The sequence below is a fragment of the Roseateles sp. genome (genome assembly GCF_965262435.1).
Classification (GTDB): domain Bacteria; phylum Pseudomonadota; class Gammaproteobacteria; order Burkholderiales; family Burkholderiaceae_C; genus Paucibacter_A.
On record NZ_OZ253537.1, the window covers coordinates 3,741,139 to 3,767,389 of the forward strand.

Consider the following 26,251-nt stretch of genomic DNA (forward strand, 5'->3'; position numbering starts at 1 on the left):
TCTGCCCTCAGCTCGAGGCCAATCGCTGCTCAGCATGCCTCAGGTCGACCCAATCTTTCACGCTCGGCATCAAGGGCCAAGCGGGTGAGCCAGCCACGAGCTAAAACCACGCGGAGACTTCCCAGGCAAAGGTGCATCGGCATTGCGCCGATACGGAGAATCGAGCCGCCATGACCAAGAGCGAGAGAGCCCAGCAGCGAAGCGGCCGGGCGCAAAAGATGGCTGTCGCTATGGCGCGGATGTGCGCCCAGCAGATCCCTGGTCGAACACGAGGCTCAAGCCCTCAGGAGTTTCTGGCGAATTTCGTCGACGGACTAAAAGAACGCGTGTAGCTCGGCAAAGGCTTGGCGACGATTGTCCACGGCGTTCTGAGGGATGCCGCCGAACTTGCGGTAGCCCAGGCGCAGCTGAGCAAAGGCGATCGGCGTGTACTCGTAAACCAGGCTGTAGCGCACCCTGTGGTCATTGCCGATGCGTCGATCCGGATCCAGGAACTCACTGCCCAGCTTGAGGTTGTGGCCTTGAACCATCAACCAGTTGGCTTCCAGCAGACCGGCAAGCTGGCGCCGCTTGCCCTCTGGAAAGCCGCTGTCCGCGACCATATCAACCTCCGAGAGCCAGGCCACGGGCCCGGTGGTCGTGCCCGCGAACAGGCCCCAGGCATCCCGATTGCCGCCCGGTGCCCGAACCTGGGACATCGACAGGCCGGCGCGCCCCCAAGACTGCAGCCAGCTCAGCTGACCGGTCAGTTGGTGACCGGCGTCGCTGCGTCGCTTGCCCGGGCCATTGGTGTAGGCCATCTGTGCGGTCCAGGCGCCCTGCGTCATACCCAACTCAAGACCTTTGTCTGGAACGGTCATGCTGACGCCGCTGAGCTGGCGGACGAAGGTCAGACTGTCCTGCAAGCGCCAACCAAAAGGGAGGTAGAACTGGCCCGCCTTGGCATACCAAGCCATGTCGGAGGTGGACAGCCTCACATAGGCTTCCTGGCGAACGGACTTGCCGGGAGAGAGCTGTTGATCCAGGTAGACGCCGAGCCTGTCCTTGATCAACTGCACATCCGCATAAAGCCGAGCCTGCTCGGTGCCGCGGGTGCTTTGCGAGGACTGGCCTGACACCTCGGTGCGCGTAGCTGCGGAGCGCAAGTCCCCTCCCAGCCTCAGGCGCTGATCCAGCACGCTGCCCGACCAATCCGACCAGCCGGGCGGCAGCGCATTGGCCGCCACACTTCCTTTTGCAAAAGCGTTGCCCACCGCATTGCGCAGACCACCACCGCTTGGATTGACATGGCACGCAGAACACTGCATGCCATACCTCACCGCCAGATACGGCTCCGCCGAAACCAAGGCCGGCGTGGTGAGAAGAAACAGGGTGAGGCAGCGCAGCCATCGATACGCCCTCATTGCGGCGCTCCTTTGTCGATCCACTGACGAATCAGGGTGATCGTGGCGGCATCGAGGTAGGGGCCGCCCAAGGGCATTCGCGCACCGACTGCAGCATGACCTTCGAGCTTGTGGATGAGGTAGCTGTTAGTGGCATTGCCCGGTTTCACCCGCTTGAGGCTGGGCACTTCAGCGCTGTCGACGTCAACCAGCAGCATGTAGCTGTTGCTCACATCCAGGCGCAAACCTGCGGGAGCCGATCCGCCAGCATGGCAGCCGGTGCAGACTGGCGTGAATACTTTGGCCTGTATCGACTTGAAGCTGGCCGTCATCGGGCCACCTGGGTCTTCACCCTCCCCCTGGGGCCGCCCGTTCGCATCCAGCCCGTCGCCACTGCCTCCGCCACAGCCCGCCACCAACGCGGCCACAACGCAGCCGGCGATGCAGCCCAATTTCAAGAATCGCATGTGCTTCCTTTCGCATTCAGCTAATGACGAAAGGTGAGTGCCTCTCTCCGGCAGAAAAGTTGCACATCACGAGACATATGCAAGGCCATAGCTGCGCGCGCATTGATGCAAGAATGCCGAGCCGAACACCCCAAGCTGCGTACTTGAGATCCAACTCCCTCCCTATCGCCACGAAGGCCCAAGGGCCGAGCCGCTTGAGCGCTGCGCTTTGGACAGGTCTCTGCGCAGCGATCGGTGCGGCCGCATGCACGCACGAGGTCCATGCGCAATCGCGTGAATGGTCTGCCGAGTTGGCGGTGAGCAGCGAGCTCACGGAGCGCGGCGCTGTCCTCGGGCAGCGCAAGCCAGTCGTCCAGGGCAGTGCCAGCTTGTACGACGCGGCCGGCTGGTCGGTGGGCGGCGTCCTCACCGTGCAACAAGGCCGCCAAGTGAACACACGGGCCATCGTTCAGGTCGCCCAGGATTGGGTGCTGGGCAAGGACTGGCAGTCCAGAGCGAGCATGCAGTACTACGCCTACCCGGGAGACCGCGCTTCGAGGGTCTTCGATCGCGCCGAGGCCGGTCTGAGCCTCAGCTTTCGGGATCTCTGGGTGTTCGGTGTCTCCGTGTATCGGTACCCCCACAGCAGCATCGACAGCGCACCGATGCGCTGGACGATCGATGTGGGGACGCGCTGGCCTCTGAGTGAGCAGTTCTCGCTGACCGCAGCCCTGGGCCAAGCCCGGGTGCAGCCACGTGGTGACTACCTGTACGGCAGCGCCGGCCTGGCATGGCAACACAAGGCGTGGCGCGCCGAACTAAATTACCTGGACACCGATCGAAACGCGCTGACCGTGCTGAGCTCACCCGCGCGCGGGCATTGGTCAGCCACACTGACGCATTCTTTTTAGGGCGCGTGCAACTTTTTGGGCTTTTTCAGGCACTCACCTGGCAAACCGTTTTTCTCTCTACGCCCTAGCTCATGACCATCCCGTCCCGTGACGACGCGACAGACCTCGCACTGCTGCGTCAAGTGGCCGCACGCGATCGCGCCGCTTTGGCGGTGCTCTACCGTGCCTACCACCCCAGGCTCGGCCGTTTCCTCTCGCGCTTGACCCGTCGCAGCGAGCTGATCGAAGAGATCGTCAACGACAGCTTCTGGATCGTCTGGCAGAAGGCTGAGGGCTTTCGCGGCGAATCTCGTGTTTCCACCTGGCTGATGGGCATTGCCTACCGTTGCGGCCTGAAGTCCGTTCGACAGGACGGCGGCATTGACCTCAGCTTGACCGAGCTGGACAGCGAGCTCCCTGAGCACCAGCAAGCCATGAGCGACAACCCCAGCGACAGCCGGGAACTGCGGGACTGGATCGTCAAGGGCATGGATCGGCTCACGCTCGAACAGCGACTGGTGCTCGAACTGGCCTACGTCGGCGGACACTCGCTCGAAGAGATCGCCGTGATCCTGGAAACCCCGGTCAGCACGGTGAAGGCCCGCATGTTCCATGCGCGGGTCAAGCTGCGCAATCTGTTGCCCGTGCTGGCTGAGCGGCAAACCCCTGCCGAAAGACTGCAGAAATGAAGCCCACTCCAAGTGACCCTCAAGACCAGGACCTGTCGCATCTGCTGGCTCAGCAGACGCTGCCATGGATCGTCAACGGCACGGCCAGCGAGGCCCAGCACGCCAGCGTCGCCGCGCATTTGCTGACCTGCGCGGCCTGCCGCGCCGAGTTTGAGCACCAGACCCAGTTGAAGGAGATGCTTGCGCAGCCACTCGCGCCGCTGCCCGATCTTGAGTCTGGCTTGGAGCGCATGCTCAAGCGTCTGGATCAGGCCGAGGAGATTGCTCGATCGGCACCAGCGCCGGCCGACACGCGCTCACCGGCGGGCCGGCGCGGCACGCGCATCAGCTACGCACTGGCCGCTTGCGTCGCCTTGCAAGCCATCGCCCTCGGGGTCTTGCTGCCGCAACGGTTCGGGCAAGACAAGCCGGACTTCCAGACCCTGAGCCAAGCCAAAGACGGCAGTTCCGCGCCGCGCGCGCAGATCCGCGTCGTTCCCGACGAGCGACTCGCCATCGCCGAGTGGAACCGGCTGCTGCACGAGTTCGGATTGCAAGTGGGCAGCGGCCCCAACACCGCCGGCGCCTACGTCCTCGAGCTGACGGATGGACGGCGCAGCAGCACCGACACCGTCGAGCAGCTTCGTCGCACCGGAAAGCTGCGTCTGGTCGAAGCCCTGGGCGAAGCGCCTTGAAAGCCTGGCTTCTCGCGCTGGCATTGAGCGGCCTCTTGGCCGGCTGCGGCAGCATGCCGCAGGTCGAATCCACAGCGGGCGTGAATCCATCGGAGCTGCCCCGCAGCGACGAGGCCCGGATGCAAGCCAACAGCGAGCGCTTTGTCGTGGTGACCGTCGCCAATCCGCTGAAGCCTGTGCCCAACCGCGCCGGAACAAGCCTGCCCGGCTATGGCGGACGAGCCCGCTACACCCAAGGCGATCAAGCAGCCCAGACGCTCCAAGCCATTGCGCAGGACTACAGCCTGAAGGAAGCCGCGGCCTGGCCCATCCCGGCCCTGGGTGTGCACTGTGTCGTCTTCGAGATCCCCCTCGAGGCCGAGCGCGATCAGCTCGTGGCCCAACTCAGCCGTGATGCACGCGTGCAGCTGGCACAAGCGCTGCAAGATTTTTCGATGCACGCTACGCCAACAGCTGGCGCAGAGGTTTCGTACAACGACCCCTACCTGACATTGCAGTCTGGCTTTGCGGCCATGAAAACCGCCCAAGCCCACCGATGGAGTACCGGCAAGGGTGCCCACATTGCGGTCATCGACACCGGTGCACAGACGGAGCACCCCGAGCTGCGCGGACGCATCCACAGCACCGAGAACCTGGTCGACGCCGATCGCCTCCGTTTTGAACAGGACCGCCATGGCACCGAAGTGCTGGGCATCATCGCCGCTGCAGGCAACAACCGGCAGGGCATTGTCGGCATCGCACCGGATGCGCGCATCAGCCTGTACAAGGCCTGCTGGTACTTGCCCGCGCCTGCTGCGGCACTCGCACGCTGCAACACCTTCACCTTGGCCAAGGCGCTGGCGGCCGTCATGGCCAGCGATGCCCGCATCCTCAATCTGAGCTTGGGCGGCCCCAACGATCCACTCTTGGCAGAACTGCTGGCCAAGCTGCTGAAGCAGGAGCGCATCGTCGTCGCTGCGCAACCGGCTGCCGGCATGCGCAATGGCTTCCCGGCGAATGTGCCGGGCGTCATCACGGTGGGCGTCGCCGACTCGCCGACCGTCAAAGCCGAGGCCACACTGCAGGCCCCGGGGCGTGATGTGCTGACACTGGCGCCCGGGGGGCGCTACGACTTTGCCAGTGGCTCATCAATGGCCGCCGCGCACATCAGCGGATTGATCGCCCTGCTCCAGGCCATCGCACCGGGCATGGATCGCCAGGCCATCGAAAAGATCCTGGGCCATGGGGCCGCCATGCCCGACGCAGCGCTCGCACTGGAGGCAACGCTGCCCGGAACCCGGCGTGTGGCAGAACGCTGAAGCGGGCCCGGCTTTACAACTTGAAACCGCAACCCGGCTGATCGATCCCAGCACTCACTGAGCAACAAGCACCTCAACGGCCCTTGGCCCAGGACTCTATGTTGCTCAAGAACGCACTCACTTTTTGCCACTTGCTGGCGATGGCCTTGGCGGTCGGAAAAATGCTGGACTACGACGTTCGCTTCCTCTGGACCGTGCACACACGGCCATCGGCCCAGCTGCTGCTGGACTTGGAAAGAACCAAGTCCACGATGACACTTGCGCTGATCGCGCTCTGGTTGAGTGGTGCGGCCCTGGTCTATGTCGGCTACACCCAGAACCCGGCTTACCTGATGAACGAAAAGCTGTGGATGAAAGTGTTCACGGTGCTGGTGCTGACCCTCAATGGTTGGCTGATGCACCGCTTCGCTTTTCCGGTCCTCCAGCGCGGCCATGCCTTCCTCGATCTGCCGTACGTCCAAATGCTCGGCCTGACTCTGTTCGCGACGCTTTCGTCGGTGTCCTGGCTCTACGCGTCCTTTCTCGGCATTGCGCGCTCGTGGACCCACACCGCCCCGTTTGGCTTCATCCTGGGGGTCTATGCGACGCTGATTCTTGTCGCAGGTGGAACCGCCCTGCTCGGCATCACGCTGCTGCGCCAGATTCACATAAAACGTCCGCAGTTCAGCCATCCAGCCGATACCGAAATCAAGCACGCGGGCTGCCCCCACTGATTGAGATCGACAAGCTGATTCGGCAGGCAGCACGGTCGAATGAGCCACTCGACATTGCAGCATTTCAGGAGCGAGAGACGGGGCAGATGCTGCGCTCAACAGACGCACGCTTTGGAATACAGAGGCAGAGTTCTGCGAAAAAAGCGTCGCTTGTCGCCAGATCAGCTGAACACGAAGTACCCAAAAAGCCCGGCCTCAGCGAAGAGACCGGGCTTTTTTTGCTTGCACGGGCCGCACGGTGACGCAGCCCGAACGAACGGCCGTGGCACGCTTGCGTGCACTTCTACCGCCTGGGCCAAGGCGCTCCCAAGGAAAGTGCTCGCCATCTGCGGCCGCGCCCTCAACTGCCGATAACATGCGGGGGCTGCATACCTTTGTCGACATCGTCACTCGTCGGCATGGGTTTGTTTCCAAGCCATAACATCGGCGCGCAAAGCCACCGCGCATGCACAGCCCAAACAGGACGTCGACATGAAGAACACCCGCCAGCAGCTCCTCGCCACTCTGTTCGGACTTTGCATGAGCGCCAGCGCCTTTGCCCAGCAATGCGGCGGCAGCTCCAGCACCAGTTCTGGCTCGTCGGGCGGCGGCGTGAATTGCGTGCCGGAGCCCAGCTCGCTGCCTCTGGTCTTGTTGGGCTTGGTCGGTGCAGTGGTGGTTGGCCGATTCCTGAAGAAGAAGTAAGCGCAGCGCAGGCCGAATAGCGCGACGCCGCCGCCCTCTGTCTTCTTGAGCACCTCAGCACGACCCAGGCTCGGTCTGGCGGTTTTCGTCGCACTCTGGTTTCTGCCCGGCCTGGCGGCGAGCGCTTGGCTGCTTGACGCCTTCCGCATGCCCTGGACGGGCGTGCTTCTTCATGCAGCCCTCTTGTTGGCCCTGTTGCTGAGCCTGCTGCTGCCTTTCATGCCAGAGCTGCTCCGGAACAGCATTAGCCGCTTCGCGCGAGGCCTCTTGGCCGTGGCCCTGTCCAGCACCCAGGTCCTGCTGCTTTTGTTCTATGGCCTCAGCGCCCTTGGCCAGCGCAATTGGGGCAATTGGATGAATTGGGAGCTCTTGCTGGCCTATGGCCGGCAACTGCCCGATTTGATGGCCGCGCTCGACGTACCCATGGCCTGGCTGCTACCCCTGCTGCTCGGCCTGGCCCTGCTATGGGTTCTGCTGTTTCTGGCCTACCGCCGATTGCTCGACCGCGCGCTGTGCCCCTGCTTGGGCCGTGCACGTGACCAGTCGCCGCGGCTGGGTCTAGGCGTGCTACTGCTGCAACTGCTTCTCATCGCTGCCTGCCAGCAAAGCTACAGCCTGCAGCCTCAGCTCTGGTGGCGGGAGCCCATTCGCCAGGCACGCATGAACGATGGGTTCGGCGAGGCCGGCATGGGCCAGATGCTGGACCCCGCGCAGCTTCAGTTGGAACGCGAGGCCGTGCGCGACTACCGGCCCGGCCCAGCCCCGCAGCCACGCCCCTTGGTGCTGATCCTGGTGGACGCCCTGCGCAGCGATCAGATGCAGGTTTACGGTGGCCCCACGCCGAATACGCCCTTCCTGAGTCGCCTACACAGCGAAGGTCGCTTGCAGCGCATCGATCACGCCTATTCGGTCTGCACCGTGTCGTATTGCGGCATCCTCGGCACCCTGTCCTCGCGCTACTGGCACCAGATCACGCCGCAGCCCTGGAACCTGGCCGATGCCCTGCAGCGGGCCGGTTACGAAAGCCGCTTTCTGCTCAGCGGCGACCACACCAGCTACTACGGCATGCGCAAGATGTACGGCCCCGCCGTGGCCTTGATGCGCGATGGCAGTGACACGCCGGATCAATACAGCAACGACGACCAGGTGCTGCTCAACACCCTGGACCAGACTGGCTGGCCCAGCGACAAGCCCGGCTTCATGTACTTGCACCTGATGTCAGCCCATCGCTTGGGCCGGGTGGCGCCCGAGCACAAGCTCTGGCAGGCGAGCAATGCGCCAGCCTGGAGCGCTTTCGAACCCATACGCGTGGTGGAGGAATCGCCCCGTGAGCAGGAAGCCAATGCACGCGCCCGGGCCCGATATCACAACGGCATCCGTCAGGCCGACGCCATGATCGAACAGATCTTCGCGCGCCTGGAGCGCTTCAAAGTGCTAGAAAAGGCCCTGGTCATCATCAGCTCCGACCACGGCGAGTACCTGGGTGAGCATGGCCATTGGTCGCACGGCGGCCTGCCGCTGGAACCTGCCGTGCGCATTCCGCTGCTGGTCTACGACAGACAGGCACGTCAGCCTCTTCCCGAGCATGAGCTCGTCAGCCAGGTCGACATCGCCCCGACCTTGTTGCGAGCCGCCGGGCTTGCCGCGCCGCGCCACTGGGCCGGCTTGCCCTTGCAGGACGCCGGGAGCTCCCATCAAGCCCTGGTGCTCGAATCGGCGGAATCGAGCGGCCTCGTCGCCCTGGTCGACGGACGGCGCTACAAATACCTGCGCCTGCTGGGTTCGGGCAAGGAGCGCCTCCATGCGCTGGACGGCAGCGCCCGCAACCCGAGGCAGGGTATGGGTGAGGCCCACAATCTAGCCGCCGAGCCGGCGAATGCCGCACTGCTGCTGCAGCTGCGCCAGATCCACCAGCGCATGACCGGCACATCCACCCAGGCCCCTACTTTGAATCCATGAGCAGCACGCCCTCCACCTCCACGCCTTGGCTGGCCTATGCCTGCCTGGCTCTGAGCACCAGCTTGGTGGGCAGTTATGTAGGGCTGTCCAAACTACTGCTGGCCGTCTTTCCGGTCTTCTTGCTGGCCTGGCTGCGCTTTGGCATCGCCGCCCTGCTGATGTGGCCCTGGACTCGCCGCGGGCCTGAGGAGCCGCGACTCGACGCTCGCCAGCGGCGCCTGCTGTTTCTCGAGTCTTTTCTCGGCAACTTTTTGTTTTCGATCTGTCTGCTGTTTGGCCTGCGGCAATGTTCGGCCGTGGTGGCCGGCGTGATCTTGGCCGGCATTCCCGCGGCCGTGGCGCTGCTCAGCTGGCTGCTGCTCGGCGAACGCCAGAGCAGACGGGTCTGGCTGGGCATCGGCCTGGGTGTGGGTGGCATTGCCCTGGTGGCGCTCGGGCGCGCCGACAGCGGGCCCGCCACCAGCACGCCGCTGGGCCTGTTGCTGCTCCTGGGCGCAGTCTTGTGCGAGGCCTGTTATGTGGTGATCGGCAAGCAGCTCAGTGCAGGCTTGTCGCCCAAGCGCATCAGCGCCCTGATCAACCTCTGGGGCCTGGCACTGGTGACGCCGCTGGGGCTCTGGCAAGCCCTGAGTTTTGATTTCAAGACACCCTCCCCTGGCATCTGGGGCCTGCTGATGTTCTATGCCGCAGCTGCCAGCATGGTGACCGTCTGGCTTTGGATGAACGGACTGCGCAAGGTCGCGGCCGGGCAGGCCGGCGTCTTCATGGTCTTCCTGCCTGTGGCGACGGCCATGGTCGGACTGCTACTGGGCGAAAGCTTGAGCGAACGGCAACTCTGGGCCTATGGCCTGGCCTTGAGCGGCGTGTTGCTGGCCACCCTGCCCGCGCGCCAGGCGGCTTGACCCCAGGCGGCGCCCAGGGAGGCAGCCTGGGCTACAGTGCCCGAATGAAGAATCTACGCATCGATTTCGTATCCGACGTCTCCTGCCCCTGGTGTGCCATCGGCCTCAAGTCCCTGGAACAAGCGCTGGAGCAACTGCCCGAGCTGAGCGTCGAGCTGCATCTTCAACCCTTCGAGCTGAACCCGCAGATGGCGGCCGAGGGCGAAGAGATCAACGCCCATTTGGCGCGCAAATACGGTGCTGCGCCGGCCCAGCTGGAACAGACCCGCGAGGCGATCCGCCAACGCGGCGCCGAGCTGGGCTTCAGCTTCACCAAGGGCGCCCGCGACCGCATCTACAACACCTTTGACGCCCATCGCCTGCTGCATTGGGCGGGCCTGCAAGGCGGCAGCGCCCAGCGAGACCTCAAGCTGGCCTTGCTGACGGCCTACTTCACCGAAGGCCAGGACCCCAGCGACCACGAGGTGCTGCGCCGGGCAATCGAAAGCGTGGGGCTGGACGGCGCGGCCGCGGCACAGATTTTGGCCAGCGATCAGTTCAATGTCGACGTGCGTCAGGCCGAGGCCGAATGGCAGGCCGCCGGCATCAACTCCGTACCTGCCATCGTCATCAACCAGCGCCACCTGATCCAGGGCGGCCAGCCGCCCGAGGTTTTCGTTCAGGCGCTGCGCCAGATCGCCGCCACTGCCGAAGGAGACTCCCGCCCATGAGCCGAAATCCAGATCACGACGCCGTCTTGCAGCAATGGCGTGCCGACGAAGCGGCGGTGCGCGCCCGAATTCGTCCGGAGAATGCCGGCATTGCCCGCCCGGAGCAGGTGCAGGGCCTAAGCGGCCTGCAAATCCTACACGCCATGCTGGACGGAGAACTGCCCCCCCCACCCATCTGCGACACGCTGGACTTCATGCTGGTCTCCGGCGCCTTTGGCGAGGCGGTGTTCCAGGGCCAGCCGATGCGGCGCCACTACAACCCGCTCGGCACCGTGCATGGTGGCTGGTTTGCAACCTTGCTGGACTCGGCCCTGGGTTGCGCGGTGCACACCACCATGCCGGTCGGCCGGGCCTACACGACCTTGGAATTCAAGGTGAATATGGTGCGCGCCCTGACCGAGCAGGTGCCCCTGGTGCGTGCGGTCGGCCGGGTTCTGCACAGCGGTCGCCAAGTCGCGACAGCCGAGGCCTCATTGATCGGCCATGACGGGCGCTTGTACGCCCATGCCAGCACCACCTGCTTGGTGTTTGAACGGCCGGCCTAAGTTTCAGGCTCAGACTCAGGCTCAGGCGCGCAACGCAGCAGCCTCGGCCGCCAGGCGCGTGATGCGCGCCCAATCGCCGGCGTCGACCGCGTCCTGCGGCGTCAACCACGATCCGCCGCAGACTTTCACATTGGGCAGGCTCAAAAACTGCGGTGCAGTCTCCAGGCTGATGCCACCGGTGGGGCAGAAAGCCACATCCGGGAACGGTCCGCCCAAGGCCTTGAGCAGGTTCACGCCGCCCACGGCCACAGCCGGGAACAGCTTCAGAAAGCTGTAGCCCGCCGCATTGGCCTGCATCACCTCGCTGGCAGTGGACACACCCGGCAGCAGGGGCAAGCCATGCTGCTGGCAAGCGGCGCCGATGGCCCCGGTGAAACCGGGGCTGACGCCGAACTGGCAGCCGGCGTTTTTGGCCGCCTGCACATCGGCCGCCGTGCGCAGCGTGCCAGCGCCGACGATGGCCTCAGGCACAGCGCGCGCCATGGCTTCCATGGCTTGCAGGGCCACCGGTGTGCGCAGCGTCACCTCGAGCACGCGCACACCACCGGCCACCAAGGCCTGGGCCAGAGGCACGGCGTCTTCCAGGCGCTGGATCACGATGACGGGGATGACGGGGCCGTGCGCGGCCAGGGCCAGTGTGTTGGAGATGCTCATGGGCTAGAACCTTGTTTGGAATCGAAACGGGGGGATGACGTTCAGCCGTTGATCAAAGCCAGCTGACCGCACCTTCTTCCGCCGTACGCACATTGCGGCGCAGGCCGGCGAACAGCTCGCGACCCAGGCCTTGGCCGTTCTGCGCGGCTTGCTCGGGCGTGATCTGGGCCAGCTCGCGGGCAGCCCATTCGGCCTCGGGCACCAGGGCCAGGAGTTCGCCTGTGACGGCATCCAGGCGCACCAGATCGCCATCACGCAGCTTGCCCAGCGGGCCGCCGGCCAGCGCTTCCGGCGAGACGTGAATTGCAGCCGGCACCTTGCCGGAGGCCCCACTCATTCGGCCATCGGTGACCAGGGCCACCTTGAAGCCACGGCCTTGCAGCACAGCCAGGGGCGGCGTCAGCTTGTGCAACTCGGGCATGCCATTGGCTTGTGGGCCCTGGAAGCGCACGACGACGATGACATCGCGCTCCAGCTCGCCCGCCTTGAAGGCCGCCAGCATGGAGTCCTGGTCGGCAAAAATGCGCGCCGGGGCTTCGACGATATGGCGGTCTTCCGGCACGGCCGAGACCTTGATCACGGCCCGACCCAGATTGCCTTGCAGCAGCTTCAGACCACCGCTGGCACTGAAGGGCGCGCTTGCTCGGCGCACCACGCTCTCGTCACCGCTTTCAGGGGCTAGGTCGTGCCATTGCACCGAGCCCGTCTCAGCCAGGTGCGGCTGACGAGCGAAGGGGCGCAACGAGTTGCCCGCCACGCTCAGCACGTCCTCATGCATCAGGCCGGCATCGAGCAGCTCGCGGATCACGAAGCTCGGGCCGCCGGCGGCCTGAAACTGGTTCACATCGGCTGCGCCGTTAGGGTAGACGCGGCTGAGCAGCGGCACCACCGCGGACAGCTCGGAAAAATCACTCCAGTCGATCAGGATGCCAGCCGAACGGGCGACGGCCACCCAATGGATCAGGTGGTTGGTCGAACCACCCGTGGCCAGCAGGGCCACCATGGCGTTGACGATACAGCGCTCATCGACCAAGCGGCCGATCGGCGTGTAGCGCGCTTTGGCCGTGATGGACAAGGCCGTGCGCACGGCCTCGCGGGTCAGGGCTTCGCGCAACGGCTCATGCGGGTGAACAAAGGCTGCACCAGGCACATGCAGACCCATGGCCTCGAGCAGCATCTGGTTGCTGTTGGCCGTGCCGTAAAAGGTGCAGGTGCCGGCGCCGTGGTAGGCAGCGGACTCGGCCTTGAGCAACTCTTCGCGCCCGACCAGCCCTTGCGCGAACTGCTCGCGCACCTTGGCTTTTTCGTTGTTGGGCAGGCCGCTGCTCATCGGCCCGGCCGGCACGAACACACAGGGCAGATGCCCGAAATGCAGGGCGCCGATCAAGAGGCCGGGCACGATCTTGTCGCAGATGCCCAGCAACAAGGCTGCATCGAAGACATCGTGGCTCAGCGACACAGCCGTGGCCATGGCGATGGTGTCGCGCGAAAACAAGCTCAGCTCCATGCCGGGCAGGCCTTGGGTCACGCCGTCGCACATGGCGGGCACACCGCCTGCCACCTGCACCGTGGCGCCCTGGGCGTGGGCTTCGGCACGGATCAGATTCGGGTAGGCCTCGTAAGGCTGGTGGGCCGACAACATGTCGTTGTAGGCCGTGACGATGGCCAGATGCGGCGCCTTCTCGGCCACGATGCGCAGCTTGTCATTGGCCGGCATGGCGGCCACGGCATGGGCCACGTTGGCACAACCCATGCGCTCGATGCCGCGCTTGCGGCCAGCCAGTCGGTCGACACCGTCGAGGTAAGCGGCGCGGCTGGCAGCGCTGCGCTCGCGGATGCGTTCGGTGACGGCGATCAGGGTCTTGTTCATACAGTCGGCCGGTGTAACTCGGCGGCTTGAAAGTTGGTAACCATATTACAAGATTGCGGCCGGGCGTGGGTTACAGACGAGGTACGGATTCCGTAACGCACAAGCCTGCCCTTCGAGCAAGGAAAAACGGCGCGGAGCCCGAAAGCTCCGCGCCGTGTAGCGCGCATCAAGGACTGGAAATTACCAGCCGATTTCCTGCAGCAGCTTGAAGGTCAAGTCTTGCGGCAGCACTGGAGACTGCGTCAGATCGGCGCTGATCGACGGCTCCATCAGCAGATTGCGAGTAGCCGAGGTGTCAAAGTGAGACACAGAAGAGCCCGACTGGAAGGGATTGGGCGCGAACATCATCATGCGGCCGAGGGCGTCGGTACCGGCGTAACGGTTCATGTCCAGACCCAGCGATGCATACACGGCCGAAGTCGTGCGGGTACGCTTGCCCAGAGCAGCCAACAAGGCCACACCATCGGCCTGTGTGATGCGCACGGACGGGATGGTGACGGTCGGGTCACTGCCACCCAGCCCGGTCACGGTACCGGGCGCATTGTCAGCCACCAGAACGGCACGAGCACCCGCGTTCTGCAGGTTCTTCACCTTGATGGTGAAGCCGCAAACACCGCGACTGACCAGAGCCACATTGCCGCGCACGGCCATGGCATTCAGACCCGTCAAGGGATCGCAGGCCACGTCCAGCGCGCCAGCAGCGGTCACCACGGGCATGATGGCGCCGGTCAATGCCGAAGCCGTCAACGCCGGACCAAAGGAGGCCTCGCCCACTGCATGAGCGCCGGCCGTAGCGCCTGCTTGCGAACCGCTGATGTTCAGCGCCGGGACGCCCTGGCGCAGCACCTGAGGCACGGCGGCATTGACGATCGGACCGTTCCAGACCAGCTTGTCGCCGCTCACAGCCGATGCCTGGCGCTCGGCATTGGTCATGTCCTTCCAGAGCTTGCCGGTGGCAGAGCCCATCAGGAAGTGATCCCAGATCGCAGGAAAGCCGCCGTTCTGTGCACCGGTAGAGCCGCTGGTGAAGGTCTGGAAACCGACGCCATGGCCCATTTCATGCAACAGAGTCACGACAAAGTCGATATTGCTGCCGTGGTTGCTGTCCAGGCCCAGGTAGAAGAACGTGCCGTCCAGGCAACCTGTCTTACCCAGCTTGGCGTTGAAGTTGGCGTTGATCTGGGCCGCACCGGCTGTGCCCAAGTAGGCGCCGGCGATCTTGTTGGCCAGCGCATACGAGTACCAGGTGTTGGCCTTCGGTGCGTTGGCGAAATTGCGGAAGATCGAGGTCGCACCGGCGCTGCCCAGCGTCGCCGACGTGGCCGTGCAAGTCAGGTCAGAGAACTGGGCATTGATCACGATGGGCTGGTCGCTGGTCAGCGTCGCGCCCCAGATATTGGCCGCGTGCGTGAAGGCGATCAAACGCTGTTGGCCCAGGGTGGTACCCGTGTTGCCGCCGACCGGATCCACCGGCGTGGTGTCATTGAAGCCCACGCCCGGAGCGTTCAGGTTGTTGATGGTGATGACGGCTGCGGCTTGTGCTTGCAGGCTGGCACCCAACAGGCCAGCAGCGATCAGCAGAGCGCCGGAGGCGAGCTTGCCGCCAAAGAATTTACTTGTGCTCATGTGCATGCACCTTTGCTGTCTTGCTGATGGATTTCTTGCCCTTGACGATGGCCTGGGCGGCTTCAGCGCCGGTCACGCAGGCGGTGTCGATGCCACCGTCGGCATTGCGCACGGCGACCGAGAAGGACTGGCTGCTTTCGTCCAGCTCTTGCTCGACGGTGCCATCGCGGTGGTACACGGGAGCCGGGTTGACCTTGCCGGTCAGCAGGCCGCGCGGCTGGCTGGCGGCCGCGCTCTGGCGGCCGCTGGCAGCCTTGCCTTGCAGGGCTTGAGCTTCGGCAGCCGTCGGCGCACGCAGGGCGCCGGTTTCAGGATCTTTGGCAACGGTCTGGCCGGCCGCTTGGGCCAGGCCGGCCACTGCGAACAACGCAGCGGCGCTCGCAAGCCGCAAGGCTTGCTGGGTCTTCTTTTCAATCATGGCAATGTCCTTGTATGGAAAGCCGAAATGTGAGTCCGATCGGTCGCAGCAGTTTCCCAAGCAGGGCGCCGCGGCCATCTTTGGCATCAGTCTTGGCGGCGGCGCAGAAAGGCCAGACCCAGCACGCCCAGGCCCATCAGGGCAAAGCTGGTCGGCTCTGGCACAGCGCTCACGCTGACGCTGTCGATGGCGGCCAAATTGGCCGTGGCGGCGTCGCTGACGGCGTATTGAAACGCGATACGACCGGTGGCGGCGTTCGGCAGTGCAATGGTGTACTGCGTCCAACCCGAAGTGCTCAGGGTCACCGTGCCCAGCAGGTTGGTGAAGCTAGTCGTGGCGGCGTCAGCACCGGCGTTGAAATAGACCTTGACCGTGTCCGAGAAGCCTTCAGTGGCTTCGGTGCGAGCGAAGAAGCTCAGCGAGCTTGCACCACCCAGGATCAGCTCAGGGCTGATCAACCAATTGGAGATGCTGCCGTTGAGTGCCGTCGTGCTGGCGTAGGTCGCGAGCGCGTACGAGCCCGTGGCGCCCGATTGAGCGGCGAAATACTCCGGCACACCCTGGAACCATGCCAGACCGGCAGGGCTGCTGTTGTTGCTCAAGGTCCAGCCAGAGGCGGCCAGATCGTCAAAGCCCTCGGTGTATGTGTCTGCCTGGGCAGCGATGGCCAGCGTCACGCCGGCCAATCCCAACAAGCATTTTTTAGCTAGTTTCATAGGTTCCTCGTCATCCCCTCAAATGAGGTATCAATCAGCCTCCGGTCACAGCCCTCGCGAGCGCGATGGTTACAACCGAAGAACGTGCACGGAGGGTAGGACTCTGGTGATATTTCACATATGCGTACAAAGCCCTAATTCCCCTCAGACAAGGGGGATGGGAAAACCCGCAGCCCCAAACAATAAAGGGCAGCCGCAAGCGACTGCCCTTGAAGGCAAGACCTGACCCCAACTTGAAGATCAGGTCGTTCCGCGGTGAACTGGATTCACTCGCCCAAATAGGCCGCCCGCACCTTGGGGTCGTTGAGCAAGGCCAGCCCCTCGCCCGTCATGGTCACCAGACCCGACTCCATCACATAGCCCCGGTTGGCCAGCTGCAGCGCACGGCTGGCGTTCTGTTCCACCAGCAGCACCGTCACGCCTTGCTTGTGGATGTCGTTCACCACTTCGAAGATCTTGTCCACCATGATGGGGGAGAGACCCATGCTGGGCTCGTCCAGCAGCAGCACCTTGGGCTTGGCCATCAGCGCCCGGCCCATGGCCAGCATCTGCTGCTCGCCGCCGCTCATGGTGCCGGCCAGCTGGGCGCGGCGCTCCTTCAGGCGCGGGAAGATGCCGAAGATGCGCTCGATGTCGGCCTCGATGCCGGCCTTGTCGCTGCGCAGGTAGGCGCCCATCTGCAGGTTCTCGGTGATGGTCATGCGGGTGAAGGTGCCCCGCCCTTCCGGCACCATCACCAGGCCTTGTTTGACCAGGTCCCAGGGGCCTTGGCCCTTGATGCTCTGGCCCAGGTACTTCACGTCGCCGTCGGCCACCGGCTGCAGGCCGGTCACGGCCTTGAGCGTCGTGGTCTTGCCCGCTCCGTTAGCGCCGATCAGGCTGACCAGTTCGCCCTCGCGCACTTCAAAGTTCACGCCCTTGACGGCCTGGATGCCACCGTAGGCCACCTTGAGTCCGCTCACTTCGAGCAATATGTTTGTCGCCATGTCTTCAATTCCTTGATTGCACGCACCGAGTCACTGGAAGATTCACTGGCCTTTCGGCCTTGCGTCCTTTGTGTGACTCCGCGCTGGCCTCTGCCATTAGTGGTTGGTGTGGCCCGCGCCCAGATAGGCTTCGATCACCTTCTCGTTGCGCTGCACGTCATACGGCGTGCCCTCGGCGATTTGCTTGCCGTAGTCCAGCACCGTGACGCGGTCGCACAAGCCCATCACCAGCTTCACATCGTGTTCGATCAAGAGGATGGTGCGGCCGTCCTTGCGGATGCGGTCGATCAGCTCGCGGAGCACCACCTTCTCGGTGGCGTTCATGCCCGCGGCCGGCTCGTCCAGCGCGATCAGCTTGGGGTCGGTGGCCAGCGCGCGCGCGATCTCCAAGCGGCGCTGGTCGCCGTAGCTCAGCGTGCGGGCCTTGTACTCGGCGTACTTGCCGATGCCCACGTAATCGAGCAGTTCCTGGGCGCGCTTGGCAATCGCCGCTTCTTCGGCCTTGAAGCCGGGTGTGCGGAAGATGGCGCCAAGCAAGCCCGAGCCGGAGCGCACATGGCGCCCCACCATCACGTTCTCCAGCGCCGTCATTTCAGCGAAGAGGCGGATGTTCTGGAAGGTGCGCGCGATGCCGGTCTTGGCCACCTCGTGCACCGCGGTCGGTGCGTACAGCGCGCCGCCCAGCTCGAACGTGCCGCCGTCCGGGGTGTAGAGCCCGGTGATGACGTTGAAGAAGGTGGTCTTGCCGGCGCCGTTGGGGCCGATCAGGCCATAGACCTGGCCCTTGTTGATCTGGATGCCCACGTCGGACAGGGCTTGCAAGCCGCCGAAGCGCTTGGACACGCCAGCGACCTTGAGCACCACGTCTGCGTTGTTGTTGCTGCTGCTGTTATTGTTGCTTGTCATGGCTTGTTTTCCTTTGCAGACCCGGTGTTCACTTCTGCGGCACCGGCGCGGCGCGGCCGTGCTCGGGCGCCGGCCACAGGCCACGCGGACGCACCAGCATGATGCTGATCATGGCCAAGGCCACCAGCAGCTGGCGCAGGATGGAGGCATCCAGGCGCCCGCCGGTCATCTCCTGCAGCGGGCCGGCGGCGTAGCGCAGCACCTCGGGCAGGGCCGACAGCAGCAGCGCGCCCAGGATGACACCGGGGATGTGGCCGATGCCGCCCAGCACCACCATGGCCACGATCATCACGCTCTCTTGCAAGCTGAAGGACTCGGGGCTCACAAAGCCCTGGAAGGCGCCGAACATGGAGCCGGCCACGCCGCCGAAGGTGGCACCCATGCCGAAGGCCAGCAGCTTCAGGTTACGGGTGTTGATGCCCATGGCCTTGGCAGCGATTTCGTCTTCACGGATGGCCATCCAGGCGCGGCCGATGCGGCTGTTCTCCAGGCGATAGCAGATCAGCACGCTGAACACCACCAGCACCAGGAACAGGTAGTAGTACAGCGTCACCGAGGGGATGGCGAAGCCGAACAGCTCGGTGCCCTTGCCCAGGTCCAGGCCGAAGAAGTGCATGGAGTCGATCTGACCGATGCCGCGCGGGCCGTTGGTGATGTTGGCCGGGTGCTCCAGATTGTTCAGGAACACGCGGATGATTTCACCGAAGCCCAGGGTCACGATGGCCAGGTAATCGCCCCGCAGCTTCAGCGTGGGCGCGCCCAGCATGACGCCGAAGAAGGCCGCCAGCCCCGCCGCCAGCGGGATCACGATCCACAGCGGCGAGTGCAGACCGTTGGGGAAGGCCATGCGGAAGGCCTCGAAGTTCTCGCTCAGGTGCGGGCTCGAGAGCAGCGCGAACATATAGGCGCCGACCGCGTAGAACGCGACATAGCCCAGGTCCAGCAGACCGGCGTAGCCCACCACGATGTTCAAGCCCAGGGCCAGCATCACGTAGAGCAGGGCCAGGTCGATGATGCGCACCGGCCCGTTGCCGAATTGCTGCGCGATCAGCGGCACCACCAGCAGGCCCAGGGCCGCCAGCAGGAAGACGAAGAGTTTGTTCTTTTGCATGATGTGGAGTCTCCTTGACGCTCAGGCCCGCTCAGGCTCGGTCCGCGACACGCTCACCCAGCAAGCCCGAGGGCCGCAAGGTCAGCACCAGGATCAGCGCCACGAAGGCGAAGATGTCGGCGTAGTGGCTGCCCAGCACGCCACCGGTCAGGTCACCCAGATAACCCGCGCCGATGGCCTCGATCAGGCCCAGCAGCACGCCGCCCACCATGGCCCCGGCCAGGTTGCCAATGCCACCCAGCACCGCCGCCGTGAAGGCCTTCAAGCCCGGCATGAAGCCCATGGTGTGCTGCACCGTGCCGTAGTTGGCCGCCCACATCAGGCCGGCCACCGCGGCCAGCGCGGCGCCGATCACGAAGGTGGTGGAGATGATGAAGTCGGGCTTCACGCCCATCAGGCCCGCCACCTTGGGGTTCTCGGCCGTGGCCCGCATCGCGCGGCCCAGTTTCGTGTGATTCACCAGCCACATCAGCGTGGCCAGAATCATCACCGTCGCACCCAGGATCACGCATTGCGTGACCGTGATCACCGGCCCGCCCAGATCAATGGGCGTGGTCGGCAGCAGCAGCGGGAAGGGCTTGGGATTGGGCTTCCAGATGATCATGGCCAGCGTCTGCAGCAGCAGCGACATGCCCATGGCCGTGATCAGCGGCGCCAGGCGCGGCGCATTGCGCAGCGGCCGGTAGGCCACCTTCTCGACCACGAAATTCAGCGTCGTGCACACCAGCACCGCGCAGGCCAGGCCGATCAACATCAGCCCCCAGCCCGGCAGACCGGAATCACCCAGCGCGCTGATCACCGTCCAGCTCACCAGCGCCCCCACCATCAAAATCTCACCGTGCGCAAAATTGATCAGGTTGATGATGCCGTACACCATCGTGTACCCCAGCGCCACCAGCGCATACATGCTCCCGAGCACCAGCCCGTTGATGATTTGCTGGAAAAAAGTTTCCATAGTTGTCGTCCTTTTTTTGCGTCGACTGTGGCGTCGAACTGTCATGAAGGTGTGCAAGCGACATGCCAAAAATCAAGGTTCGCGGGTATTCACCGAGGGCCTCCCATGAACACCAGCGCGCTGCGAGCAGGTGGGCCACGCGCCCTTGAGCGGAATCCCGCACCGCAGCTCAACAGACAGGGCGGGTTTCCGCCCCAACCCAATGCCAAGCGGGCCAGGCCACTGTGGCGCAGTGGCCGCTGGCCGCGCGACAGCAGGGCACACATTGGGCACACTACGCAGCCCTGCCCCTCCGCCCCATGAGTTCGAGCCCCCTTCCCCACCCTTGGCACCTGCTGCAATGGCGCCTGCCGCAATGGCGCCCGCACACCCTGTTGCTGGCCTTGGCCGCCTTGAGCCTGGTCCTGCTGTGCGCCACGCTCGGCCAGCGCCTGAGCGAGCGCGCCGGCATGGCCCAGTTGGCCGCGGTGGCCAATGAACGCCTGGAGCTCTACGCTGCCAGCCTCGAGGCCGAACTGGCACGCCACGCCTATCTGCCCGGCTTGCTCGGCGTCGACGCCGACGTCCAGCGCCTGCTGGCGGAGCCCGCCAGCGAGGCCCTGCGTGCCCAGACCCGGCTCAAGCTGGCCAACGTACGCGTGCGCTCAGGCTTGAGCCTGGCTTTCATCAGTGACGCACAAGGCCGGGTGCTGGCCTCCAGCAACAACTACGGACCGCTGAACCGGGCCGATACGGAGCCCGACGCCGAAGCGCGCCGCCTGGCCGAGCGCCTGGGCGAGCGTCTGCTCAGTGGGCCGGGGCAGTTTTTCGCGGCCCACGAGGACAAGGGCAGCAGCGACTATTTTTTGGTTCAACCTTTGAAGCGCGCCGGGCAACGCTGGGGGCAGATCGTGCTCAAGCTCAATTTGGCGCCCCTGGAAGCGATCTGGGTGGACCAGGGCCTGCGCTCGCTGGGCGAGAAGCTGCTGGTGGTCGACGGCCAAGGGGTGGTCATCATGTCCTCGGTGCCAGCCTGGAAGTACCACCTGCTCGGCCCCAGCACGGTCGAGCAGCGCGCGGCACTGCGCCGCAGCGGCCACTACGCCGGCACGCTCGAGGCCTCGCTGGGCCTGGACATGGGCACCTTGAGCCAGCAGCAAAATGCCCTGGTATCCCTGCCATCGTGGGACCCAGCCACGCCCGAGCGGCGCCACCGCCTGCTGGCCCAGGAGCTTGCCGTGGTGCCCCTGGGCCTGCGACTGGTGACCCTGTCCGACCCCGCCGAAGTGTGGCGTCAGGCTCGCTTTGTTGGCTGGGGCGGCGCAGCGCTCGGTGCGGCCCTGAGTCTGCTGGTGCTTTACCTGCTGGCGCGCCGGCGCGCCCATGCTGAGCTGGAACACCAGGTCAGCGAACGCACGGCCGAGTTGCAGCTCAGTAATGCGGAACTCAAGCGCCAGATCGCCCAGCGCCTGCAGGCCGAGGATGAGCTGATGCAGGCGGCCAAGCTGGCCGTGCTGGGGCAGATGTCGGCCGGCATTTCACACGAAATCAATCAACCCCTGACCGCCCTGCGCGCACTGTCGCGCAACAGCCTGCTGCTGCTCGACAAGGGCCGCTACAGCACCGTGGGCGAGAACCTGGGTGCCATCGACGCCATGGTCGAGCGCATGAGCCAGATCACCCGCCAGCTCAAGACCTTTGCCCGCAAGGCGCAGAGCGCCAGCGCCCCGGTTTCGCTGGCGGCTGCCGTGGAAGGCGCGCGTGTGCTGCTGGACCACCGCATCGAGGCCGAGCAGGTGCAGCTGGACCTGGCCATCGCCCCGGACCTGCGCGTCAACTGTGATGCCAACCGACTGGAGCAGGTGCTGATCAATCTGATGGCCAATGCCTTGGATGCGATGGCCGAGCAGCCGACCGGGGGCAGCGCGCCCCGGGTGCGCAAGCTGCGCTTGAGCACGGCACCCTTCGAGGACGAGAGCCGGAACCCGAACGGCCGCATCTGGGTGCGCGTCTGCGACAGCGGCGCCGGCGTGGCGCCCGAGCAGATGGCGCGCCTGTTCGAACCCTTTTTCACCACCAAGCCACCCGGCCAAGGCCTGGGTCTGGGCCTGGTGATCTCAGCCAAGATCGTGCACGAGTTTGGCGGCACGCTGCGCGCGCGGCCGGCCGGGCGCAGCGATGATGTGGGCAGCCTGCCTGGCATGTGTTTCGAGTTCGACCTCGAGCTGGCGCCGACCGACTACCGCTGAGACCGCCCGCCCTGCCCCACCCGATTCAATCAAGAAAGCAGCTCATCCATGTTTGAGGGATTCAAAGTCCTCTTTGTCGAAGACGATCCGCCGGTGCGGGCCAGCCTGAGCCAGACCCTTGAGCTGGAAGGCCTGGACGTCCTGGCCTGCGCCAGCGCCGAGGAAGCCCTGCCACACATCCAGGCCGGGGCGCAGCTGATCGTGGTCACCGATGTGCGCCTGCCCGGCATGGACGGTCTGGGCCTGCTCGACCATGTCATGGCCACCGATCCCGAGATCCCGGTGGTGCTGGTCACCGCCCACGGCGATGTGGCCATGGCCGTACGAGCCATGCGAACCGGCGCCTACGACTTCATCGAGAAGCCGTTTGCACCCGAGCGCTTCCTCGACGCCGTGCGCCGCGCCCTGGACAAGCGTGTGTTGCGTGTGGCGGTGGAGGAGCTACGCGGACAGCTGCAACGGCGCAGCGGCATGGAGGCGGTGCTGCTGGGCAACTCGGCGGCCATGCAGCAGGTGCGGCGCCAGGTGCTGAACCTGGCCGACACCTCGGCCGATGTGATGATTCTGGGTGAGACCGGCACCGGCAAGGAGCTGGTGGCGCGCTGCCTGCATGACGAGAGCCGGCGCCGTGACCGCAACTTCGTCGCCATCAACTGCGGCGGCCTGCCCGAGGCCTTGTTCGAGAGCGAGCTGTTCGGCCATGAGCCGGGCGCCTTCACCTCCTCGTCCAAGCGCCGCATCGGCAAGATCGAGCATGCCAACGGCGGCACCTTGCTGCTGGACGAGATCGAGACCATGCCCATGCTGCTGCAGATCAAGCTGCTGCGCGTGCTGCAAGAGCGCCGAGTCGAGCGCCTGGGCTCGAACGAAGAGCTGCCCATCAATGTGCGCGTGATCGCTGCCACCAAGGCCGATCTGCGCGCTTTGAGCGAGCAGCAGCAGTTCCGCGGCGACCTCTACTACCGGCTCAACGTCGCCACGCTCTCACTGCCGCCACTGCGCGAGCGGCGCGAGGACATCCCGCTGCTGTTCCAGCACTTTGTCGGCCTGGCCTGTGCGCGCTACGAGCGCAGCGCGCCCGAGCTGAGCCCGCAGCGCCTGCGCGAGCTGATGGCGCATGACTGGCCCGGCAATGTGCGCGAGGTGCGCAATGCGGCGGACCGGTTTGTGCTGGACATCGGCGGCATCGAGGGCACGAGCGCGCCTGAGCCCGAAGCACAGGCCACCCTGGCCCAGCAGATGGATCAGGTCGAAAAAGCGCTGATCGAGCAGGCTCTGCAGCGCTGCCAGGGCAAGGTGCCCGCGGCCATGGAGCTGTTGGGCACGGCCAAGAAGACGCTCTACGACAAGCTGCACCGCCACGGCATCGACCTGGAGCGCTTCCGCTCCAGCTGAAACCCTGACCGTCAAGTTCAGCGGTACTGCCCCGGATCGGGCGAATCGCTGGGCTGCTCGATCAAGCGCAAGAAAGCCGGGCTCATGGGCAAGCGCAGATTCAGGCCCGAGCCCGGCAGCGGGCTCTCGAACCAGCGCTGGTAGACGGCGCGGATCTCGCCGCTTCGGAACAAGGCCCGCAAGGCCTCGTCGACCAGCTGCTTGAAACCCGGGTCGCCTTGCGCCAGGCCCAGGGCATAGGGCTCGATCGAAAACGAGGCCTCGGAGATCAGATAGTCCTGCGGCCGGCCGCTGCCCGCCAGCCAGGTGCGCAGCAGCACATCGTCCATGGCGTAGGCGACGGCGCGGCCGGTTTGCAGCAGGCGAAATGCGTCCTTGTCGTCCTGGCCGACCAGGATCTTCATGTCCAGCTCGCGCGTCTGATTGACCTGGTGAAGGAACTGGATGCTGGTGGTGGCGATGGTGGACGCCACCGGCAGGCCGCGCAGCTCATCCAGGCTGCGGATCGGTCGCTGGCGTTTGGACAGCAGGCGCGTCTCGGCCACAAAGGTGGTCAACGAAAAGGCTTGGATGCGCTGGCGCTCGGCCGTGTGGGTGGTGATGCCGCATTCCAAATCGACCGAGCCATTGGCCACCATGGGCATGCGCGTGGCCGAGCTGACGCTGACCATCTTGGCCTCCAGCTCAGGCAACTGGAGACGAGCACGCACGGCTTGTACCACCCGCTCGCACAGCTCGATCGAGTAGCCCACCGGCTTGAGATCGGCATCGAGGTAGGAAAACGGCGCCGAGGCGACACGGTAGCCCAACACGATCACACCGGTGTCGCGGATCTTGCGCAGCGTGGGTGAGTTCATGGACTCGGCCGCCCGCGCTGTCAGCAGCGACAGGCCCATCAGCAAGAACAGAGTGAGAGACCGAAAACGAGTGTTGAACATGAGGCGGGGTCGGCACAGACGCGGCAGGAAGCTGCTGCGATTGTCACAGCAGCCGCGAGTGGCGCGAGGCTGTGGCAGGATGAGCGCCCTGATGAACCCTCACTTGCCTTCCACCGACTCCGCCGCAAGCGACGCGGCTTGGCGCGAAGTCCTGCCCCTGGAGCAGGCTCTGGCTGCACTGCCACCCCACAGCCAGGACTCGCTGGAGCAGGCGCGCGCGGCTTGGTGCCGAGAACAAGGCCTGCTGCTCTTCGCCTACGGCTCGCTGATCTGGCGCCCGGGCTTTGAGGCGGCCGAGCAATGGCCTGCCCAAGTCCGGGGCTACCACCGGGCCCTGCGCCTGCGCAGCCTGTCCAACCGCGGCAACCGCGAACAACCGGGCTTGGTGCTGACCCTGCTGCCGGGCGGCAGCTGCCGCGGCCTGGTCTACCGGGTGGCACCCGAGCACAGCGCCCGAGTGCTGGATGAGCTCTGGGTGCGCGAGATGGTGGTTGGCTCCTACACGCCGCGTTGGTTGCACTGCCAGACGCCGGCCGGGCCCAGGCTGGCACTGAGTTTTACTTTGAAGCGCCGCAGTCCGGCACGCGTTGGGCCGCTGGACGACGCAGCCTTGCTGCACATCCTGCGCCATGCGCGTGGCCGCTATGGCAGCACCCTGGACTATCTGCAGCGCTGCGTACTGGGCCTGCGTGAGCATGGCATCCATGACGGCGAACTTGAGCGGCAACTGCGCCTGGCCATGGCCCAAGGGCTGTGTGAGGTTCAGCCCCGCACCTGAGCCTTCACTCGCTGCAAGTCTTCGACGGTGTCGACATCGACCAGCACGCCCGGATCATCCACCTCGACCGCCTGAGAGGGGTATCGCGCCACGATGCGCCGTGCGCCCTCATCGCCGTGCAGATCCACCAGCTCCGAGAACAACTCGGCACTGAAAGCCACAGGGTGTCCCTGGCGACCGCGGTGCTGGGCATAGGCCACGGGGTAGGCTTCCAAAGCCTGGGCCACGGCCAGCATGCTCTCGGGCTTCATCAGCGGCATGTCGGCCGGCACGATCAACCAGCCGTCGGCATCGCCGCTGGCGCCCACGCCTGCAGCAATGGAATGCCCCATGCCCACCGGGCTCGCGCGCCCCTGGCTGTCCAGTTCAGGCAGCACGACCACATCGCGAGCGGCCACCAGATCCTGCAAGCTGGGAGCCAGCGCGGCCGTGGTGACCACCACCACGCGCAGCCGGGTGGCCAGCGCATGCGCCACGGTCCGGGCCAGTACCGTGTCGGCCAAGGCGTCGGCGCTGCCGGCGCTCAGGCGCTGCACCAGTTTGTGCCCCAGGCCGGTAAATCTCATGCCGCGGCCCGCCGCAAGCACGACGACAGCCGGTCGCCGATGTGTCATCAGATCAAATCCTTCAAAAAGCCCCTCGGCCCGGGCGCTGCCCGATCGAGTCGCCGGACTGCACTGGGTCGGAGCATGCCGCGCCGGGCGGACTGCGCGCAATGGGGCCATCACTTAAGGTGTTCTACCGTCAGAACAACTACCAGCAAGAGGCCTTGGGCCGA

General features: G+C 65.2%; 26 protein-coding genes. 13 read left to right on the forward strand and 13 right to left on the reverse strand.

Going from position 1 to position 26,251, the window contains the following annotated elements; translation table 11 throughout:
• Positions 1 to 314: 314 nt before the first annotated feature.
• Positions 315 to 1,307, reverse strand: coding sequence for a hypothetical protein (locus ACQY39_RS16090; RefSeq protein ID WP_428507884.1), 993 nt, complete (start codon positions 1,305 to 1,307; stop codon positions 315 to 317).
• A gap of 92 nt (positions 1,308 to 1,399) precedes the next feature.
• Positions 1,400 to 1,714, reverse strand: coding sequence for a hypothetical protein (locus tag ACQY39_RS16095; protein ID WP_428507886.1), 315 nt, complete (start codon positions 1,712 to 1,714; stop codon positions 1,400 to 1,402).
• Positions 1,715 to 2,043: 329 nt separating this feature from the next.
• Here ACQY39_RS16095 and ACQY39_RS16100 point away from each other — a divergent pair, with 329 nt between their 5' ends.
• The 10 genes from ACQY39_RS16100 to ACQY39_RS16145 all read left to right on the forward strand — a co-directional run bounded on the left by ACQY39_RS16100 (position 2,044) and on the right by ACQY39_RS16145 (position 10,892).
• The gene (locus ACQY39_RS16100; RefSeq protein ID WP_428507888.1) at positions 2,044 to 2,739 is read left to right on the forward strand and encodes a hypothetical protein; all 696 of its coding nucleotides are present in this window, start codon (positions 2,044 to 2,046) and stop codon (positions 2,737 to 2,739) included.
• Positions 2,740 to 2,810: 71 nt separating this feature from the next.
• Positions 2,811 to 3,407: an RNA polymerase sigma factor gene (locus ACQY39_RS16105; RefSeq protein WP_428507890.1), complete on the forward strand. Its 597-nt coding sequence runs from the start codon at positions 2,811 to 2,813 to the stop codon at positions 3,405 to 3,407.
• A complete protein-coding gene (locus ACQY39_RS16110) occupies positions 3,404 to 4,081 on the forward strand; it encodes an anti-sigma factor family protein (RefSeq protein ID WP_428507892.1) in 678 nt (225 codons plus the stop codon). The genes ACQY39_RS16105 and ACQY39_RS16110 overlap by 4 nt, the downstream gene beginning before the upstream one ends.
• A complete protein-coding gene (locus ACQY39_RS16115; protein ID WP_428507894.1) occupies positions 4,078 to 5,379 on the forward strand; it encodes a S8 family serine peptidase in 1,302 nt (433 codons plus the stop codon). The genes ACQY39_RS16110 and ACQY39_RS16115 overlap by 4 nt, the downstream gene beginning before the upstream one ends.
• 98 nt (positions 5,380 to 5,477) lie before the next feature.
• Positions 5,478 to 6,092: a hypothetical protein gene (locus tag ACQY39_RS16120; RefSeq protein WP_428507896.1), complete on the forward strand. Its 615-nt coding sequence runs from the start codon at positions 5,478 to 5,480 to the stop codon at positions 6,090 to 6,092.
• Positions 6,093 to 6,611: 519 nt separating this feature from the next.
• Positions 6,612 to 6,776, forward strand: a complete 165-nt coding sequence (locus tag ACQY39_RS16125) for a PEP-CTERM sorting domain-containing protein (protein WP_428510860.1) — start codon at positions 6,612 to 6,614, stop codon at positions 6,774 to 6,776.
• A 45-nt stretch (positions 6,777 to 6,821) separates the two neighbouring features.
• Positions 6,822 to 8,735, forward strand: a complete 1,914-nt coding sequence (locus ACQY39_RS16130) for a sulfatase family protein (protein ID WP_428507898.1) — start codon at positions 6,822 to 6,824, stop codon at positions 8,733 to 8,735.
• The gene (locus ACQY39_RS16135; RefSeq protein ID WP_428507900.1) at positions 8,732 to 9,637 is read left to right on the forward strand and encodes a DMT family transporter; all 906 of its coding nucleotides are present in this window, start codon (positions 8,732 to 8,734) and stop codon (positions 9,635 to 9,637) included. The genes ACQY39_RS16130 and ACQY39_RS16135 overlap by 4 nt, the downstream gene beginning before the upstream one ends.
• Positions 9,638 to 9,681: 44 nt before the next feature.
• Positions 9,682 to 10,347, forward strand: a complete 666-nt coding sequence (locus ACQY39_RS16140) for a DsbA family oxidoreductase (protein WP_428507902.1) — start codon at positions 9,682 to 9,684, stop codon at positions 10,345 to 10,347.
• Positions 10,344 to 10,892, forward strand: coding sequence for a PaaI family thioesterase (locus ACQY39_RS16145; protein ID WP_428507904.1), 549 nt, complete (start codon positions 10,344 to 10,346; stop codon positions 10,890 to 10,892). Before ACQY39_RS16140 ends, ACQY39_RS16145 begins: the two co-directional genes overlap by 4 nt.
• Before the next feature lie 21 nt (positions 10,893 to 10,913).
• On the opposite strand, the gene eda is transcribed toward ACQY39_RS16145, so the two are convergent.
• The 9 genes from eda to ACQY39_RS16190 all read right to left on the reverse strand — a co-directional run bounded on the left by eda (position 10,914) and on the right by ACQY39_RS16190 (position 20,134).
• Entirely contained in the window at positions 10,914 to 11,546 is a 633-nt protein-coding gene (gene eda, locus ACQY39_RS16150) for a bifunctional 4-hydroxy-2-oxoglutarate aldolase/2-dehydro-3-deoxy-phosphogluconate aldolase (RefSeq protein ID WP_428507906.1), read from the reverse strand.
• Positions 11,547 to 11,598: 52 nt separating this feature from the next.
• A complete protein-coding gene (edd, locus tag ACQY39_RS16155; protein ID WP_428507908.1) occupies positions 11,599 to 13,416 on the reverse strand; it encodes a phosphogluconate dehydratase in 1,818 nt (605 codons plus the stop codon).
• A 180-nt stretch (positions 13,417 to 13,596) separates the two neighbouring features.
• A complete protein-coding gene (locus ACQY39_RS16160; protein WP_428507910.1) occupies positions 13,597 to 15,042 on the reverse strand; it encodes a PA domain-containing protein in 1,446 nt (481 codons plus the stop codon).
• Entirely contained in the window at positions 15,029 to 15,460 is a 432-nt protein-coding gene (locus ACQY39_RS16165; RefSeq protein WP_428507911.1) for a post-PEP-CTERM-1 domain-containing protein, read from the reverse strand. Before ACQY39_RS16165 ends, ACQY39_RS16160 begins: the two co-directional genes overlap by 14 nt.
• A gap of 86 nt (positions 15,461 to 15,546) precedes the next feature.
• The gene (locus tag ACQY39_RS16170; protein WP_428507913.1) at positions 15,547 to 16,176 is read right to left on the reverse strand and encodes a choice-of-anchor J domain-containing protein; all 630 of its coding nucleotides are present in this window, start codon (positions 16,174 to 16,176) and stop codon (positions 15,547 to 15,549) included.
• A 266-nt stretch (positions 16,177 to 16,442) separates the two neighbouring features.
• Complete coding sequence (locus ACQY39_RS16175) at positions 16,443 to 17,162, reverse strand: ABC transporter ATP-binding protein (protein ID WP_428507915.1); 720 nt, start codon at positions 17,160 to 17,162, stop codon at positions 16,443 to 16,445.
• Positions 17,163 to 17,258: 96 nt separating this feature from the next.
• Positions 17,259 to 18,068, reverse strand: a complete 810-nt coding sequence (locus ACQY39_RS16180; protein ID WP_428507917.1) for an ABC transporter ATP-binding protein — start codon at positions 18,066 to 18,068, stop codon at positions 17,259 to 17,261.
• Between the two features lie 28 nt (positions 18,069 to 18,096).
• Complete coding sequence (locus tag ACQY39_RS16185) at positions 18,097 to 19,179, reverse strand: ABC transporter permease subunit (RefSeq protein ID WP_263521065.1); 1,083 nt, start codon at positions 19,177 to 19,179, stop codon at positions 18,097 to 18,099.
• 31 nt (positions 19,180 to 19,210) lie between these two features.
• A complete protein-coding gene (locus tag ACQY39_RS16190; protein WP_428507919.1) occupies positions 19,211 to 20,134 on the reverse strand; it encodes a branched-chain amino acid ABC transporter permease in 924 nt (307 codons plus the stop codon).
• Between the two features lie 299 nt (positions 20,135 to 20,433).
• On the opposite strand from ACQY39_RS16190, the gene ACQY39_RS16195 reads away from it, so the two are divergent.
• Complete coding sequence (locus ACQY39_RS16195; RefSeq protein ID WP_428507921.1) at positions 20,434 to 22,362, forward strand: sensor histidine kinase; 1,929 nt, start codon at positions 20,434 to 20,436, stop codon at positions 22,360 to 22,362.
• A 48-nt stretch (positions 22,363 to 22,410) separates the two neighbouring features.
• A complete protein-coding gene (locus ACQY39_RS16200; RefSeq protein WP_428507923.1) occupies positions 22,411 to 23,757 on the forward strand; it encodes a sigma-54-dependent transcriptional regulator in 1,347 nt (448 codons plus the stop codon).
• A gap of 17 nt (positions 23,758 to 23,774) precedes the next feature.
• Here the strand turns inward: ACQY39_RS16200 and ACQY39_RS16205 are convergent, their stop codons facing one another.
• Positions 23,775 to 24,695, reverse strand: coding sequence for an amino acid ABC transporter substrate-binding protein (locus ACQY39_RS16205; RefSeq protein WP_428507925.1), 921 nt, complete (start codon positions 24,693 to 24,695; stop codon positions 23,775 to 23,777).
• Positions 24,696 to 24,786: 91 nt separating this feature from the next.
• Between ACQY39_RS16205 and ACQY39_RS16210 the strand changes: the two genes are divergently transcribed.
• Positions 24,787 to 25,473, forward strand: coding sequence for a gamma-glutamylcyclotransferase (locus ACQY39_RS16210; protein WP_428507927.1), 687 nt, complete (start codon positions 24,787 to 24,789; stop codon positions 25,471 to 25,473).
• Here ACQY39_RS16210 and ACQY39_RS16215 read toward each other — a convergent pair.
• Positions 25,458 to 26,087 (reverse strand): nucleotidyltransferase family protein, encoded by a 630-nt coding sequence (locus tag ACQY39_RS16215; RefSeq protein WP_428507929.1) that lies wholly within the window; start codon positions 26,085 to 26,087, stop codon positions 25,458 to 25,460. The genes ACQY39_RS16210 and ACQY39_RS16215 overlap by 16 nt on opposite strands.
• Positions 26,088 to 26,251 lie beyond the last annotated feature (164 nt).

Bases quoted from the DNA above. Each gene is read 5' to 3' on its own strand.
- ACQY39_RS16170 (WP_428507913.1), bottom strand. From the start codon at position 16,176: ATGAAACTAGCTAAAAAATGCTTGTTGGGATTGGCCGGCGTGACGCTG.
- ACQY39_RS16205 (WP_428507925.1), bottom strand. From the start codon at position 24,695: ATGTTCAACACTCGTTTTCGGTCTCTCACTCTGTTCTTGCTGATGGGC.
- ACQY39_RS16160 (WP_428507910.1), bottom strand. From the start codon at position 15,042: ATGAGCACAAGTAAATTCTTTGGCGGCAAGCTCGCCTCCGGCGCTCTG.
- ACQY39_RS16165 (WP_428507911.1), bottom strand. From the start codon at position 15,460: ATGATTGAAAAGAAGACCCAGCAAGCCTTGCGGCTTGCGAGCGCCGCT.
- ACQY39_RS16210 (WP_428507927.1), top strand. From the start codon at position 24,787: ATGAACCCTCACTTGCCTTCCACCGACTCCGCCGCAAGCGACGCGGCT.
- ACQY39_RS16190 (WP_428507919.1), bottom strand. From the start codon at position 20,134: ATGGAAACTTTTTTCCAGCAAATCATCAACGGGCTGGTGCTCGGGAGC.
- ACQY39_RS16140 (WP_428507902.1), top strand. From the start codon at position 9,682: ATGAAGAATCTACGCATCGATTTCGTATCCGACGTCTCCTGCCCCTGG.
- ACQY39_RS16180 (WP_428507917.1), bottom strand. From the start codon at position 18,068: ATGACAAGCAACAATAACAGCAGCAGCAACAACAACGCAGACGTGGTG.
- ACQY39_RS16125 (WP_428510860.1), top strand. From the start codon at position 6,612: ATGAGCGCCAGCGCCTTTGCCCAGCAATGCGGCGGCAGCTCCAGCACC.
- ACQY39_RS16120 (WP_428507896.1), top strand. From the start codon at position 5,478: ATGTTGCTCAAGAACGCACTCACTTTTTGCCACTTGCTGGCGATGGCC.
- ACQY39_RS16175 (WP_428507915.1), bottom strand. From the start codon at position 17,162: ATGGCGACAAACATATTGCTCGAAGTGAGCGGACTCAAGGTGGCCTAC.
- ACQY39_RS16145 (WP_428507904.1), top strand. From the start codon at position 10,344: ATGAGCCGAAATCCAGATCACGACGCCGTCTTGCAGCAATGGCGTGCC.
- ACQY39_RS16215 (WP_428507929.1), bottom strand. From the start codon at position 26,087: ATGACACATCGGCGACCGGCTGTCGTCGTGCTTGCGGCGGGCCGCGGC.
- ACQY39_RS16185 (WP_263521065.1), bottom strand. From the start codon at position 19,179: ATGCAAAAGAACAAACTCTTCGTCTTCCTGCTGGCGGCCCTGGGCCTG.
- eda (WP_428507906.1), bottom strand. From the start codon at position 11,546: ATGAGCATCTCCAACACACTGGCCCTGGCCGCGCACGGCCCCGTCATC.
- ACQY39_RS16095 (WP_428507886.1), bottom strand. From the start codon at position 1,714: ATGACGGCCAGCTTCAAGTCGATACAGGCCAAAGTATTCACGCCAGTC.
- ACQY39_RS16200 (WP_428507923.1), top strand. From the start codon at position 22,411: ATGTTTGAGGGATTCAAAGTCCTCTTTGTCGAAGACGATCCGCCGGTG.
- ACQY39_RS16195 (WP_428507921.1), top strand. From the start codon at position 20,434: ATGAGTTCGAGCCCCCTTCCCCACCCTTGGCACCTGCTGCAATGGCGC.
- ACQY39_RS16110 (WP_428507892.1), top strand. From the start codon at position 3,404: ATGAAGCCCACTCCAAGTGACCCTCAAGACCAGGACCTGTCGCATCTG.
- ACQY39_RS16090 (WP_428507884.1), bottom strand. From the start codon at position 1,307: ATGCAGTGTTCTGCGTGCCATGTCAATCCAAGCGGTGGTGGTCTGCGC.
- edd (WP_428507908.1), bottom strand. From the start codon at position 13,416: ATGAACAAGACCCTGATCGCCGTCACCGAACGCATCCGCGAGCGCAGC.
- ACQY39_RS16135 (WP_428507900.1), top strand. From the start codon at position 8,732: ATGAGCAGCACGCCCTCCACCTCCACGCCTTGGCTGGCCTATGCCTGC.
- ACQY39_RS16105 (WP_428507890.1), top strand. From the start codon at position 2,811: ATGACCATCCCGTCCCGTGACGACGCGACAGACCTCGCACTGCTGCGT.